We start from the raw sequence: 14,140 nt of genomic DNA, 5'->3' as shown, positions 1-14,140 counted from the left end.
CATGGCCCAAGGAAGTGACCATGAGAACAGAGATCGCTCCAGCCGTTGAGGTACGCACACCCTTTTATCAAAGCCTCTCAGTACAGGTAACCGTCGCGATCCTCCTCGGTGTCGCCCTCGGCCGCTTTGCCCCGCAAACAGCCATCGCCATGAAGCCTCTCGGAGACGGCTTCATCAAGCTCATCGCCATGGTCATCACCGTGGTGATCTTCTGCACCGTCGTCACGGGCATCGCAGGCATGCAGGACATGAAGAAGGTCGGCAGGGTTGGAGGCAAGGCCCTGCTCTACTTCGAGATCGTCTCTACTCTTGCGCTTTTCATCGGCCTGGTTGCGGGAAATCTTGCCCACCCCGGCAGAGGTTTGAACGTCAATCCCGCCACCCTCGACGTAAAGGCTGTAGCCGAGTACGCCGGCGCCGCCAAGGCACAAAACACCACGCAATTTCTCCTGCACATCATTCCCAATACCATGGTCGATGCCTTTGCCCGCGGAGACATTCTGCAGGTCGTCTTCATCTCTGTCCTCCTGGGTATCGCGCTCGCCATGATGCGCGGCCGCGCCGAGCCTCTCATCCGCCTGCTCGATGTGCTAACAGGAGCCATCTTCACCATCGTCAATCTCTTTATGCGCCTCGCGCCCATCGGCGCGTTCGGAGCCATGGCCTTCACCGTGGGTCGCTATGGTGTTACGTCCCTCGGGCCTCTACTCAAACTCATCGTCACCTTCTATCTCACCTGCGCCTTTTTCGTCCTCATCATCCTCGGCGCAGTCTCCTGGCTCGCCGGCTTCAACATCCTCCGCTTCCTGCGCTATATAAAAGAAGAGATTCTTCTCGTACTCGGCACCAGTTCCTCAGAGTCTGCTCTCCCCAGCCTTATGGAGAAGCTGGAGAACCTCGGCTGCTCCAAGGCTCTCGTAGGCCTCGTCGTCCCCACTGGCTACACCTTCAATACTGATGGCAGCAGCCTCTACATCACGATGGCCGCGCTCTTCGTGGCTCAGGCGACGAACACCCACCTAACCTTTGCCCAGCAACTCAGCCTTTTTGCTGTTGCGATCTTGACCTCCAAGGGCGCCAGCGGCGTACAGGGCGCAGGCTTCGTCGCGCTCGTCGGAACCCTCATTGTCGTGCCCGCTATTCCCGTCGCAGGCATGGCGCTTATCCTCGGCATCGATCGCTTCCTCAGTACCTTTCGCGCTCTGGTCAACATGATCGGAAACGGTGTCGGCACCATCGTCGTAGCCTCATGGGAGAATGAGATCGAAGGCTCCGTACTCACCCACGCTCTCGCCACGCGTGAGAACCGTACCATTGACCGACAGATTATGGACCAACAGATCGCGGAGGGTGAAGAACGTGAACGCATCTGATGAACCTCTACTCACAAGTTTCGCCACGGCTGAGGTCACGCCTTCCCGCCGAAGTTTTCTGCTCAGCTCACCCGCCATCCTCGCGAGCGGCCTGGCAATATTAGAAGAGTCCTCTTTACACAGCGCCCGCGCCTCTGCCCAGCAGCCTTCGCAACCGGCCATCTGGAGCCGCGAGTACTGGGCACGCAGGGGCGACATCAAACTTTACCTCTTCCGTAAGAACGCCGGCTCCGCCTCTTCAGGTCACTCAACCCGTCCCATCCTCTTCCTCTGTCACGGCTCCTCCGTCTCCTCCCGCCCCACCTTTGATCTCACCGTCCCCGGCCACGGCGAATACTCCCTCATGGACAAGTTCGTCGAATTCGGCTTCGATGTCTGGACGATGGACTTCGAGGGCTACGGAAGATCTTCACCCTCCGCTGGCAACTCGAACGTCGCAGACGGGGTGGAAGACTTAAAAGCAGCCAGCCTGGTCGTGCAACTCGAGACCGGCCAACCCAGCTTTCATCTCTACGGAGAATCCGGAGGCGCACTCCGCGCCGGAGCCTTCGCCGTCGCACAGCCCGCGAGCGTACGTCGCCTCGTCCTCGCCGCCTTCACCTGGACTGGCAAAGGCTCTTCCACCCTCACCAAGCGCGCCGAATCGCTGGACTCCTACCGCACCCACAACCTCAGACCCCGCGACAGAGACGCCATCCGCAGCATCTTCACGCGCGACAAGCCCGGTACCTCCGACCCCGCTGTCGCCGAGGCCATGGCCGACGCTGAGCTCAAATTTGGTGACTCCGCCCCTACCGGAACCTATCTCGATATGTCCGCCAACCTTCCGCTGGTCGACCCCACGAAACTCCGCGCTCCAGTCCTCATCGTTCGTGGCGAGTACGATGGCATTGCCACCGAGGAAGATCTGCTGAACTTCTTTCGCAGCCTTCCGGTCCCCGACCGTGAGTTCATCATCCTCCCCGGGGCCGCTCACTCCGTCGCCCTAGGCACGAACCGAAGTCAGCTTTGGCATACCATGCGAGCGTTTCTCGATATGCCTACGCGTCTCGATCAGAGACCTGCGCCACCCACGTCCGGTTTATAACTTTGTTCTTTAACTCTAAGGGCAGTCCGCATCAGTACTTTGCGTGAACTTTCGGAAAGCGAGCACACTCTTTTCCTATGAGTCTCTTTAATCTGCTCTCCCGCCGTGACTTCCTCGTTCAGGGAGCCCTGGCTGGTGCCTCCGCAAAAGCGCTTCCTCTCGTCTCTCCCGGCCCGTCTCCGCAGCCACCCACGCAGCAAGCAATCAGCGACGTCCAACATTCCACTACCCCCGTGACCCACATCCTCGCCGATTGGCTGGTCGCCTGCCCGCCATCCGACGTACCCGATAGCGTGCGCAAGGAAGCCGTGCGCTCTATCGTGAACTGGGTGGGAGTCACCGTCGGAGGCTCTGGCCAGCAGGCCGTCCTCCGAGCCCTCAGCACCCTTCAGCCCTACACTCGCAGTTCCACGGCCCATCTCTTCGGACGCTCCGAGGCCCTCGACCCGCTCCGCGCCGCCCTCATCACCGGCATCAGCTCCCATGTGCTCGACTACGATGACACTCATCTCGAAACCATCATCCATCCAGCAGGCCCCGTCGCCAGCGCCCTCTTTTCGCTCGCGCAGAGTCGCCTCGTCAGTGGCGCCGATCTCCTGCACGCCTTCATACTCGGCACCGAGATCGAGTGCCGCCTCGGCAAAGCTATCTACCCCTCCCATTACGACATGGGCTGGCACATCACAGGAACCTGCGGAGTCTTCGGTGCCGCCGCTGCCTGTGGGCGCATCCTCGGACTCAACGCCCAGCAGATGCGGTGGGCTCTCGGCATCGCCGCCACCGAAGCCGCTGGCCTCAAGATCATGTTCGGAAGCATGTGCAAGAGCCTCAACATCGGACGTGCCGCCGAGAACGGTCTTCTCGCCGCCCTGCTCGTCGCAAACAACTTCACCAGCTCCGACGAGAGCATCGAAGGTCACGAAGGCTACATCTTCGCCGCCTCCCGCCAGCACGACTACGCCCCTCTCGTCGACGGTCTCGGCCAACACTACGAGATCGCCCTCAATACCTATAAGCCATTCGCCTGCGGCATCGTCATCCATCCCATCATCGACGGCGTTATCAAGCTCCGCAACGCGCACACCCTCAAAACCGCTGAGATCCGCTCCATCTCCATTCGTGCCAACCCCCTCGTCATTGAGCTCACCGGCAAGAAAGCACCTGCCACCGGCCTCGAAGCAAAGTTCAGCGTCTTCCACTCTGCCGCAGTCGCTCTCATCCGCGGCTTTGCAGGGGAAAAAGAGTACACGGACGAGGCCGCACGCGATCCGGAGGTCGTTGCTCTTCGCGAGCGCGTCTCCGTCTCCGTTGACCCCTCCATCCGAACGGACGAGGCTTACGTCACCATCACTACCACCGGCGGCCAAATCTTCACCAAGCATGTAGAGCACGCAGTCGGCAGCGTGCAGAACCCGCTCACCGACCAAGACCTCTCCATTAAGTTCACCCAGCTCGCCACTGGAATCCTTCCCCCCGCCCAGATCGAAAAACTTCTCACCTCCGTCTGGAACCTCCCCGAGCAACACAACGCCGGCGACCTACCGCGCCTGGGAGCCCTTGCATGACAAACATTCCATCCACTCCCTTAGCGAGGAATCCATGTTGAACCAGAATGACGAAAGGCCTTCCGCCGACGCTCTATCACGCCGCTCCTTCCTGGAGGCGGGTTCCGCGGCCTTAGCCGCAGCAGCCTTGGGAGGCGCCAGCCTCTCCGCCCAGCTGGCCCCAGCTGCCTCGCCTAACGCATCCGGCTCTAATCCCGGTCAAGAAAACCTTCCGCTCCTCAAAGAAAACCCCAGCTCTAACACTCCTCCCCGCACTGACCGCGGAGACGTTGGCCCGATCTGGTACTCCTTCGACCTTAACCACAAGCGCCTGGAGAACGGGGGCTGGACACACCAAGTAACCCAGCGTGAGCTTCCTCCATCCAAGGATCTCGCCGGAGTCAACATGCGCCTCACCGCCGGAAGCTTTCGCGAGCTCCACTGGCACACCGCAGACGAGTGGGCCTACATGATCTACGGCTCCGCTCGCGTAACTGTCCTCAACCCAGACGGGACCATCCAGATCGAAGATGTTTCCAAGGGCGACCTCTGGTTCTTCCCCGCCGGCTTCCCGCACTCCATCCAGGGCCTCGCCTCAGACGGGTGCGAGTTCCTTCTGGTCTTCGACGAAGGATTCTTCTCCGAGGAGAACACGTTTTCCATCTCCGAGTGGGTCGCTCACACCCCTCCAGAGGTCCTCGAGAAGAACTTCCGCCTTAGCCGCAGCGAGCTCTCGAAGCTGCCCACACGCGAACTCTTCATCTTCCCCGCCGCTCTCCCGCAATCCCTCGAGCGAGACCGCCAATCCGCAGGCGGTCCCTCCGCCGAATCGTCCATCCAATACATCTTCCGTGCCGGCTCCATGCCGCCCACCAAGTCTTCACCCCAAGGCGAAGTTCGCATCGTCGACTCGCGTAACTTTCCCGCCTCGAAGTCCGTCGCGGCCGGTATCGTAACCCTCAAACCCGGGGGCCTGCGCGAGCTCCATTGGCACCCCACCGCTGCCGAGTGGCAGTTCTACATCGCGGGTTCCGGCCGAATGAGTGTCATAGCCCCAGGCGGCCGCGCTCGCACCATGGACTTCAACGCCAACGACGTTGGCTTCGTCCCCACTGCTGCTGGTCATTACATCGAAAACACCGGATCCTCCGACCTCATCTTTCTTGAGATGTTCAAGCTCGATCAATTCCTCGAGTTCTCTCTCAATAACTGGATACGTCGCCTCCCTCCAGAGATGGTCTCAGCTCACCTCAACCTTGACGCCTCTTCGATAACCCGCATCCCCGCCGAGAAGCTGGCCATCCTTTAATCGCATATCACGATTGGATCCGAGGGATCCTCGCTGTTGCGCTTCCCCACTCGCACCGCGATTCGCCGAATTCAGGAGACTCTATGGACGCACCGCACAGATCGTTCGTACCAATGGCGGTCCCGAACTCCGGCCCCGAGCTCACCCGTCGGAATCTACTCGCAAAGGGCACCTGGGTACTGGCCGGCACTGCTCTGCATCTTCCTTCCTACCTATTCTCAGAGCCGCAGCAAACACCCTCCGTCTCCGCTCCCATCGGCCCCGTCATGCAGAGCCTCAGCACCTACATGGCCTCAGCCGCCACCCGTCCCCTGCCTCCCGCCATCATCGAGCAGGCGAAAGATCACATCCTCGATACCTTCGCCGCCATGATCTCCGGCTCCCAGCTTCCCCCCGGCCGCGCCGCCATCGCCTTCGCAGAATCCTATAGCGGCAAACCAGTCGCCTCCGTCGCCACGTCCAATATCCTTTGCGGTCCGCTGGAAGCAGCGCTAGCGAACGGAGTCCTAGCCCACTCCGACGAGACCGATGACTCCCACTCCCCTTCACAGTCCCACCCCGGCTGTGCTGTAATTCCCGCCGCCCTCGCCGCGGGCGAACAGTTCAGCATCTCCGGCCACCATTTTCTTCGCGCCGTCACCCTTGGGTACGACATCGGCCCGCGCTTCGGCGTTACCCTCGGAGGAGTTGACTACCAGACCGAGACGCATCGCGATCCGCACGCTACCTCCGAAGGCTTCGGAGCCGCAGCGGCCGCAGGCTGCGCCGCCGCTCTCGATGCCCGCCAGATGCGCTTCCTCCTCGACTATGCCGCGCAGCAGTCCTCGGGCTTCACGGCGTGGCAGCGGGACACCCTTCATTTCGAAAAAGCGTTCGTATTCGCAGGCATGCCAGCGCGCAATGGAGTCGCCTCCGCCCTGCTCGTTCAGGCCGGCTGGAGCGGAGTCGACGACGTCTTCTCCGGCCCTGAAAGCTTCTTCGCCGCCTACGCCCCCCACGCCAATGCTAAGGGCCTCGTCGATGGCCTTGGAGAATGTTACGAGATCACGCGTACTAATATAAAAAAATGGTGTGTAGGTTCTCCGATTCAAGCGCCGCTCGACGCCGTTCAGCTCCTACTCAACCAGCACTCCTTCACCCCCGACCAGCTCCGTCACGTCACCGTAAGAGTCGCCACCCGCGAGGCCTCTATCGTCGACAACCGCCCACTCCCCGACATCTGCCTCCAGCACCTCGTCGCCGTCATGCTCGTCGAGCGAACCCTCACCTTCCGCTCCGCCCATGACACCGCTTTGATGAAGGACCCCGCCATCCTGCGACAACGCGCCAAGGTCACCCTGCTCGGAGATGAAGAACTCGAGAAGCGTCTCCCCGCACGTGAGGCCACCGTCGAGATCCTCCTCAACGATGGAACCGTACTCACTCAGCACGTCGACGCCGTCCGGGGAACCGCGGAGAATCCGATGAGCCGTGAAGAAGTCATTGCCAAATCCCGCGATCTCATCGAGCCCGTCCTCGGCGCTGCCTCCTCGAAGCTGCTGATCTCCGCAGTCCTCCAGCTTGAACAACTCACAGACATCCACCATCTCAGCCGATTGCTTCGGACCTCCTGATTCGAACACGCCTGACTCTGCCTCTTTGGCGAGAAAACACATGGGTTGAATCTTCTGGCTGGCGTTGACTAATCTCTCTCGGGTTGGCGTTGGAGAGATTCCTTGGAACAGACTAGGCGGGTTGCTCTACGTCGACAGCCGGAATGGGGTCGCCGCCGTCGTCAGTCCGCCGGAAGAGGGCAAGAGACAGCTTGGACAAGGAAGTTTGTTGCAGTAATTTTTTTGGCGTGGTGGATGCTCGTTTTTGCTGGGGGTTTTGGCAAAAACGGGTGCCAAGACGTGGTGTTTTGGTGGTGAAGTTGTGGTGTTATGCGTGGTAAACGTGGCGTTTAAGCAGTCACTTTGTGGGGCTCGAAAAATGCGCCACGGATTCTGGATTTATTTTTGAGAGTTTCCCGTTTTGGGAATACTATTCGCGTATCCGCCCAAAAGCGCTCAATGCAGTAAGATTTCGTTGCTGATGGCATTTATGTATTCCGACGCACCGATCACAGTCGCGCCGCTCGACCTCGAATTCCAAGATAGACAGCCGCGACCGCTCTTGCGCTTCTTCAAATGGCATAACTGCTTCTTCAAATCTCAATCAGCTTATTGGATTTTTGGGCACCGAACATGTTTAATGTTTCGGCTCTACGAAGTCGGACAGTGCGCGAGTGAGGCGATCTACTTTATATACGACTACCGTGTCGATCTTACCCGCGGCGATGTCGGCGATCAGTTTCTTCAGTCCGGGTCGCTCCGTGTTGCCACCAGAGAATCCGCCGTCGTCATATTGGGTTGACAGAAGCTGCCATCCCTCGTGTCGTTGGCTCAGGACATAAGCTTCGCAGGCCTCTCGCTGGGCATGGAGAGAGTTGAAAGACTGTTCGAGTCCCTCCTCGGAAGACTTTCGGGTGTAGATGGCACAACGAATCTGACTCTTTGTCAAAGTCACGAAGCTTTCACCTTCTTCGTACCGAAAAACGCCGGGCCAGACCACCGCGTCCCAGTGATCTCACATGCGATTGGAGAGAGACTCTTGTAGGTCTTTCCGATGTAGTGATAACCTTCATCGTTGAGTGTGACCTCGTGGGCCTTTCCCCTCCATTCCCTTATGAGTTTTGTCCCGGCCTTGAAGCGCTGACGCGCTTCATCCCTCGAACGGCTCTGCGGTCTCAGCGAGGTCGCAAGTGATTGCGACCTCGCAATAGCCTTAGGGGAAAGGCCGCCATAGGCTTTTTCCTGGATCCTGTACGCAAGAATGGGCAGCATGAGTTCCGGACGTACCCGTCCCGGCTTTTACCAAAGTTATCCTTCCATAGCTCTACTAAGCGCGCATTAGGAAGTTTGGGCAGGCTACGAATGAAGGCAGATGTGACACCTTGCGGTTGTGTTTCCTCCATGAGTCCGCCCTCTCTGCGGCAGTCCCATTTCCGCTCCAATGAGGCGAACAGTCAAGTTGAAACCATCTCCACCTAGTCTGAGGCTATAAAGGGCCGAGCATCATTAGGAGTCTTCCGGCAACAAAATTCGGCCTTGCGACTACTCTCTTTGTTTCACTAATCCTTGTGCGAACGCCGTGATCGCCATGGAAAGTTTAGGTTTCCGAAGTATCGAAATGGATCCAGCCTGAGCTAAGACTCTTCACCATCTCGATGTAGAGCGCGGTGCGGTCGGCTGGCATACCCATCCCCTCCAGAACGCTTTGCCAGGCTGCCTCGGGCAACTTTGAAGGAAATCTGCGTGGCTGTCTTTCTGGATCGCAATATTGCAGCCACACCGTTTTTATGCGGGGGGTCCGAACAGAGCCGCGGCGTTTGGCGTCCCGGCCTGCATCTCATCGCGGATCTGCTCTGCGATTTTAGCCAGTGCAGCCTTATCGTCGCCTGGCTTGTAGTTGAAGACCACGCCCACAGCACCTACCGTTTTGCCGCTTTGATCTTTCATGGCAACTTCGTCCTCGAAGTGATTGCCGTTGACCTCCAGGTTGCTTTTGCCGGTGCGAATGCAGCGCGTGTCATCCTCGTCGCCGATCTTGCCAATGCGTCCGAAGTTGGAAGCTACGATGAGGTTTTTGTGGCCGGGAGGCGTTGCGTGTATCGCAAGGAGGATGACTTCAGGGTGTTTGGCGAGTGCTTCGTCGACCAACTTCTGCGCACCGGGGGCGGCAGTGGTGTAGGTGGGGTCCATCTCTTTGGCATCAACTTTTCTCATGCCTGCGATAGCCTGCTCCCGTGTTTGCTGCGCGTATGCTACGCCGAGAAGTGTCGCAAAGCTTGCGATCCATAGGATTCGAAGTGCTGTTTTCATCATGTCTCCTAGACTTAATCCGGCAATTACTCCGGTCTTCTGTGTGACGTACTCCGGTCTTCCGTGTAACGCTGTTGAAGCAGGCTAACGGATCTTCAACAGTAACAACGATGCCTCTCCGAGATGAGCCGCGACTTAACCAGATATGAAATTGCATTCATTCAGAGAGACTGGCTAGATAGCAGGTTAGAAGATCACCTTGAGAGCGAACTGGGTTTGACGACTGCTTCCGGCAGTGGGGCCTACGAGCACTCCGCCGGTGGAGGTGAGGACGGCACCGCTCGCGTTGAACAGCTGAGTGCCTGTTTTGGGGGGTGTGGCGTAGTTCACTTGATTCAGGACGTTGAAGAGTTCCGCGCGGAACTGGAGATTGAAAGTCTCCGAGATGCGTGGAATATACGTGTTCTTCACAAGCGAGGTATCGAGATCATTGAGGCGGGGGCCGATGATGGAGTTGCGACCTGCGTTTCCGAGATGCGTGAGCCCGGACGTCGGGTCGAAGGAGGGGAAGGCGAAGCAGTTGAGGTTGACGTAATGACGATTGAGCGAAGAGACGCTTTTGACTGGATTGCCTGTGCACCCCGGACCGGTGAGACGGTCTGGAAAGGCGAACGGATCGGCGCTATGCAGGTTGAGAGAATCGCCGGAGATGAGAGGCGTGAAGGGCTCGCCTGAGCTGGTCTGGAAGATCCCTCCCCACTGCCAGCCATTCAGAAGTATGTGAGCTACCGGGATGTCCTTGCGGACGTTGGGAAGCTCGACGATGTAGTTGAGGACGAGGTTCTGTCCGATGTCGAAATCGGAGATGGCGCGGCGGCGATTGGGCGCCCACAACGGCAGACTGGAGACCGAGTTGGCAAAGGTGTCGCCAAAGGTGGAGGAGGAGCCGTCATCTATGGATTTGGACCACGTATAAGAAATTTGAAACTGCGTATGGTGATTGAAGCGCTTGTTGAGGCTGGCCTGTAGCGAGTTGTAATGGGAATAGCCGGTCATGAATACGGCACTAATCTGGCCAATGTTGGGGTTCAGCTTGGCAGCATTAAGAGCAGCGGCGCTCGGCGAGTTTTTTCCGTTGGGGCCATAGAAGAGGTAACTCCCATTAGTGACGATGGGTTGTACGGTGTTGACATCGTCCACGCGGTAAGGAAGGTGAGTGCCACGAGATCCTGCATAGCCTACCTGAAGGATCATGTCGTAGGGCAACTGCTGCTGGACGTTCATCGAATACTGCTGGACGTAGCTGCGGGAGGAGTGATTGGGGGCGTAGGCATAACGCAGATTTGCTGCAGAGAGCGCGAGATAAGCACCCGTCGGGAAGGAGCCGATACCTGGAGCGGCGTTGTTGCCGAGTTCAAGATAGGGGGCGGTGAAGATGGATAGCCCCTCGTAGAGGTAGTTGAGCTGTTGCGCGTCGTAGATGCCGTAACCGGCGTGAACGCTCGTCATGTCCTTGCCAAATGGATCCCAGGCAAAACCGACGCGTGGAGCTATGTTCTTGAAGCTGGCATTTTGAAAATATGGACTGCCGAGATGGGGGGTCGTGTCCGTGAGATTGCGGAGGTTGGCAAGACGGTTGGCCGTCTCGGTGGGGACAGTAACTGGCTCGTAACGGACACCGAGATTAAGAGTGAGATTGTTGGAGATGCGGTAGTTGTCTTCTAGGTAGGCGCCGAAGACCGACTGGCGAAGATCGCGTGGGCTGACACCCTGGGCGAGCGGCGCGTTGAAGCTTGTGGGGTGATTGGTGAGGAAGCTCTGCAGGCTGGAGAAGATGAATTGGCCATTGGGATTGGAAGTGCCAAGTTGATTGTTCTGCAGTCGCTCGAAGGCAAAACCAAATTTGAGGGCGTGTTTTCCTTTGGTCAAATAAAGATCGTCGTAAAGCTGGTATGAGTTGAGGTGGAAGACAAACTCGCCGGTCGCCTTGAGGCCGCCCTGAAAGTTGGAGAGTCCTCCGATATTAATCAGTCCAACAGGAAGCCCCGGAACGAAACCCAGAGCAGGATCACTCGCAGCTGGGTTGATGGCAGCGAGGGTGGTGGGCGCATCGGAGAAGACGCGGCTATAACCAAATTTAAAGGAGTTGAGCAGCGCGGCGGAGAAGACGTGCGATTCGCCAATTGTCGCCAGCTGACGTTTGGCCAGATTACCGGTGATACGAACGTTGAAGGGATCGGGTGAGGTGAGTTTTCCGTTGTCGTAGAAGTAGGTTCCTGTGAGCGAATCCTTGTCGGAGATGCGATGGTCGGCGCGAATGGTGAAGTAATCTTCGTGGCTGACAAAGGGATCGTTGAAGAGGAAGCTGCCAGTGTCGGCATTAGGACCGGGATCGACGGTGGGGAGCGGATACAGAGCAAAGTAGGGACTGACTACCGGACTGACGGGCACCTGCATGTGGCTGGCGCAGGGGTTGCTACCGGAGGCGACACAGAGGCTACCGGTGCGGGCCGCGGCGGAGGGTACGATGCTGGAGGTATTTGCGCCCTGGTATTGGCGGAGACCCTCATAGTCACCGAAGAGAAAGGTGCGTTCTTTGATAACGGGACCACCAGCGGATGCGCCGAATTGGTTGCGACGGAACTCGGCGATCTGCCCCGGAGTATCAAACTCATTGCGCGCGTCGAGCGCGGAGTTGCGGAAGAACTCATAGGCGGAGCCGTGAAGACGATTCGTCCCGGCGCGAGTGACCGCGTTGATGATGCCGCCAGCAGCCTTGCCGTAATCAGCAGAGGCGTTGGATGTGACGACAGAAAACTCCTGGATGGCGTCCACGCCGAGGTTTGACCCGATGACGCCGCCGGGGCCGCCATTGGAGTAGTCATTGATGCTGATGCCGTCGACCCGATAATTGTTCTGCTGCGGGCGCGCGCCGCCGACGGTGAGTTGATTCCCGATGCCACGGTTGGCTCGTTGATTGGTGACGGCGATGGCAGGCTGGGTGCGCACTGCGGCGACGCCGGGCTGCAGATTGGCGAGTTGAGTCCAGTCACGTCCGTTGAGCGGGAGGGCCACGATTGTGCGCTCGTCGACGATCGGCATGGTGGTGGAGGTAACCATATCGATTGCGGGCGGCGCGGTGGTCACTACGATTTTCTCTCGGGCCGAACCTATTTGAAGCTGAATGTTGATCTCCTGCTGCGCACCAACATTGAGGGCAATATCCTTGATCTCCTGTGGCACAAAGCCGGATACGGTAATGGAGATGGTGTAAGTACCCGTTTGGAGATTGGGAACAGAATAAAAGCCGGAGGAACTGGCCGTGGACTGGGTGACAATCCCCGTGTCGGTATTTGTAATTACAACGGGAGCATTTGGAACGAGTGCGCCGGCGGGATCGGTGATGGTTCCTGCAATGGTTCCGGTCGAGACCTGTGGGCGCAGAGCTGGAGCTGCGCAAAGAAGAAGGGTAGCTAGGTAAAGTGCTTGCTTTAAAAATCGTACTCTCATGTAGTGCCTCTCAATACTGGCTGACTGCAATGCAATCGCTGTAACGTAATGCCAGAGTGATGCTCACGCGGCGGTGACCCAATTCATCACGGCGACAATGCATGACTATTGGACCTCTGCCATTTAGTTCTTTGCGAATGAAGAGTCGCTGAAGGTTACATAAAAGTTTGTTTAGAGATGGCTGGTGAGTTGTTTCTGAACGCAGCGACGAGCAAGCATAGCGGCGGAGAGTGGATGAATGCAATTTCATTTTGCTTTCAACACAGCCTCATGATGGTGCATGAGGCTTACTGTGAAGTCCGCGTAGATGGAGTGGCTCGATTCGGGCGACACAAGGTATGCGGCCATCGAGGAGAGGTATCGGATGAAGATTCAGAAGAGATTAGCCGGACTGCTTGTCTTGAGTTCCTCTGCAGCGATCTATACCGTTGCGGGAGTGACGGGTGCCCGCGCGCAGGCACCCGCTATGAAGTTGGTGCAAACAATAGAGCTGCCGGGCTATACAGGCGACTTCGATCACTTCGCTGTGGATGAACAGCGCGGACGGCTGCTACTGGCCGCAGAAGACCATGCGACGATGGAGGTCTTTGACCTGAAAACGGGTCGACACCTGAAGACAGTGAAGGGCTTTGACGCGCCGCACAGCATCCTGGTGCGGCCTGCCGCTTCGACGATCATCGTAACGGATAGTGGCAAGACGATGACGAAGGTACTCGACGCGGAGACGTACGCGATCAAGGGCACGATCAAGTTGACGGAGGGCGCGGATTCAGCGGCATATGACCCGGAGACGAATATCTACTACATCGTGACCGGCGGCAAGGATGTCGACATGAAGACGGCCAATGTGGAGGCCGTGAACCCGGATACGGGGCAGCGGCTGGGCGGGGTGACGTTTAAAGATGACCATGTCGAGGCGATTGCGCTGGAGCAGCACGGGAACCGCATCTTTGTGAATCTGACCCAGACCAACAAGATGGCTGTGGTGGACCGAAAGACCATGAAGGAGATTGCCGAGTGGCCGGTTGCGCCGGCGCAACAGAATGCGATGGTGGCTCTGGATGAAGCGCAGCACAGGTTGTATGTGGTATGTCGTGCAGACCTTAGCGGTGCTCCGGCGGGAAAGGTAGTGGTGATGAATTCGGATGACGGCAAAGTCGTGAGCACGCAGGATGCTCCGACAAGAGTCGACCAGGTGATCTACGACATCGTGATGCATCGACTGTATGTGCCTGGGGGGCAGGGATATACCGAGATTTATGACACTTCCGATGCCAATAATCTAAAATCCGTGGCGAAGGTATCGACCGCCCCAGGGGCCAAGACGGGGATTCTGTTGCCGGGCAAGAACTTGGTGTTGGCGGCTTCACCGGGTGAAACCAAGGCCGTTGCCAAGGTGATGTACTTCAGCATCCCATAGCAACTTTTCGCCACGACACTCCCGTTGTAGCAGTCAATCGCAAGTGAAGGGGTTT

The 14,140-nt window shown here is 58.1% G+C and carries 10 protein-coding genes; 6 read left to right on the top strand and 4 right to left on the bottom strand.

Annotation, left to right across the window (positions count from 1 at the left end; genetic code table 11):
• The first annotated feature begins 20 nt into the window (after nucleotides 1–20).
• The 5 genes from HDF12_RS18890 (at nucleotide 21) to HDF12_RS18870 (ending at nucleotide 6,926) form a co-directional block, all read left to right on the top strand.
• Nucleotides 21–1,373: a dicarboxylate/amino acid:cation symporter gene (locus HDF12_RS18890; RefSeq protein WP_179585906.1), complete on the top strand. Its 1,353-nt coding sequence runs from the start codon at nucleotides 21–23 to the stop codon at nucleotides 1,371–1,373.
• A complete protein-coding gene (locus HDF12_RS18885) occupies nucleotides 1,360–2,460 on the top strand; it encodes an alpha/beta fold hydrolase (RefSeq protein WP_218892502.1) in 1,101 nt (366 codons plus the stop codon). Before HDF12_RS18890 ends, HDF12_RS18885 begins: the two co-directional genes overlap by 14 nt.
• Nucleotides 2,461–2,537: 77 nt before the next feature.
• The gene (locus HDF12_RS18880; protein WP_218892501.1) at nucleotides 2,538–4,025 is read left to right on the top strand and encodes an MmgE/PrpD family protein; all 1,488 of its coding nucleotides are present in this window, start codon (nucleotides 2,538–2,540) and stop codon (nucleotides 4,023–4,025) included.
• Nucleotides 4,026–4,059: 34 nt separating this feature from the next.
• Nucleotides 4,060–5,313 carry a cupin domain-containing protein gene (locus tag HDF12_RS18875; RefSeq protein WP_179585902.1) on the top strand — a complete coding sequence of 418 codons (1,254 nt, stop codon included), beginning with the start codon at nucleotides 4,060–4,062 and terminating at the stop codon, nucleotides 5,311–5,313.
• Nucleotides 5,314–5,396: 83 nt separating this feature from the next.
• Nucleotides 5,397–6,926, top strand: a complete 1,530-nt coding sequence (locus HDF12_RS18870; RefSeq protein WP_179585900.1) for an MmgE/PrpD family protein — start codon at nucleotides 5,397–5,399, stop codon at nucleotides 6,924–6,926.
• A gap of 616 nt (nucleotides 6,927–7,542) precedes the next feature.
• Here HDF12_RS18870 and HDF12_RS18865 read toward each other — a convergent pair.
• The 4 genes from HDF12_RS18865 to HDF12_RS18850 form a co-directional block, all read right to left on the bottom strand.
• Entirely contained in the window at nucleotides 7,543–7,860 is a 318-nt protein-coding gene (locus HDF12_RS18865) for a recombinase family protein (RefSeq protein WP_373563961.1), read from the bottom strand.
• Entirely contained in the window at nucleotides 7,857–8,177 is a 321-nt protein-coding gene (locus tag HDF12_RS18860) for a DUF2924 domain-containing protein (protein WP_179585898.1), read from the bottom strand. Before HDF12_RS18860 ends, HDF12_RS18865 begins: the two co-directional genes overlap by 4 nt.
• A 513-nt stretch (nucleotides 8,178–8,690) precedes the next feature.
• Nucleotides 8,691–9,218 (bottom strand): hypothetical protein, encoded by a 528-nt coding sequence (locus tag HDF12_RS18855; RefSeq protein ID WP_179585896.1) that lies wholly within the window; start codon nucleotides 9,216–9,218, stop codon nucleotides 8,691–8,693.
• 183 nt (nucleotides 9,219–9,401) lie between these two features.
• Nucleotides 9,402–12,665, bottom strand: coding sequence for a TonB-dependent receptor (locus HDF12_RS18850; RefSeq protein WP_179585894.1), 3,264 nt, complete (start codon nucleotides 12,663–12,665; stop codon nucleotides 9,402–9,404).
• Nucleotides 12,666–13,029: 364 nt separating this feature from the next.
• Between HDF12_RS18850 and HDF12_RS18845 the strand changes: the two genes are divergently transcribed.
• On the top strand, nucleotides 13,030–14,085 hold the full coding sequence (locus HDF12_RS18845; protein ID WP_179585892.1) for a hypothetical protein: 1,056 nt from the start codon (nucleotides 13,030–13,032) through the stop codon (nucleotides 14,083–14,085).
• Nucleotides 14,086–14,140 lie beyond the last annotated feature (55 nt).

Source organism: Tunturiibacter gelidiferens, assembly GCF_013410115.1.
Taxonomy (GTDB): Bacteria; Acidobacteriota; Terriglobia; order Terriglobales; family Acidobacteriaceae; genus Edaphobacter; species Edaphobacter gelidiferens.
This window is presented reverse-complemented; position numbering and strand designations above follow the sequence as displayed.

Bases quoted from the DNA above. Each gene is read 5' to 3' on its own strand.
- HDF12_RS18890 (WP_179585906.1), top strand. From the start codon at position 21: ATGAGAACAGAGATCGCTCCAGCCGTTGAGGTACGCACACCCTTTTAT.
- HDF12_RS18875 (WP_179585902.1), top strand. From the start codon at position 4,060: ATGTTGAACCAGAATGACGAAAGGCCTTCCGCCGACGCTCTATCACGC.
- HDF12_RS18855 (WP_179585896.1), bottom strand. From the start codon at position 9,218: ATGATGAAAACAGCACTTCGAATCCTATGGATCGCAAGCTTTGCGACA.
- HDF12_RS18850 (WP_179585894.1), bottom strand. From the start codon at position 12,665: ATGAGAGTACGATTTTTAAAGCAAGCACTTTACCTAGCTACCCTTCTT.
- HDF12_RS18880 (WP_218892501.1), top strand. From the start codon at position 2,538: ATGAGTCTCTTTAATCTGCTCTCCCGCCGTGACTTCCTCGTTCAGGGA.
- HDF12_RS18870 (WP_179585900.1), top strand. From the start codon at position 5,397: ATGGACGCACCGCACAGATCGTTCGTACCAATGGCGGTCCCGAACTCC.
- HDF12_RS18860 (WP_179585898.1), bottom strand. From the start codon at position 8,177: ATGCTGCCCATTCTTGCGTACAGGATCCAGGAAAAAGCCTATGGCGGC.
- HDF12_RS18845 (WP_179585892.1), top strand. From the start codon at position 13,030: ATGAAGATTCAGAAGAGATTAGCCGGACTGCTTGTCTTGAGTTCCTCT.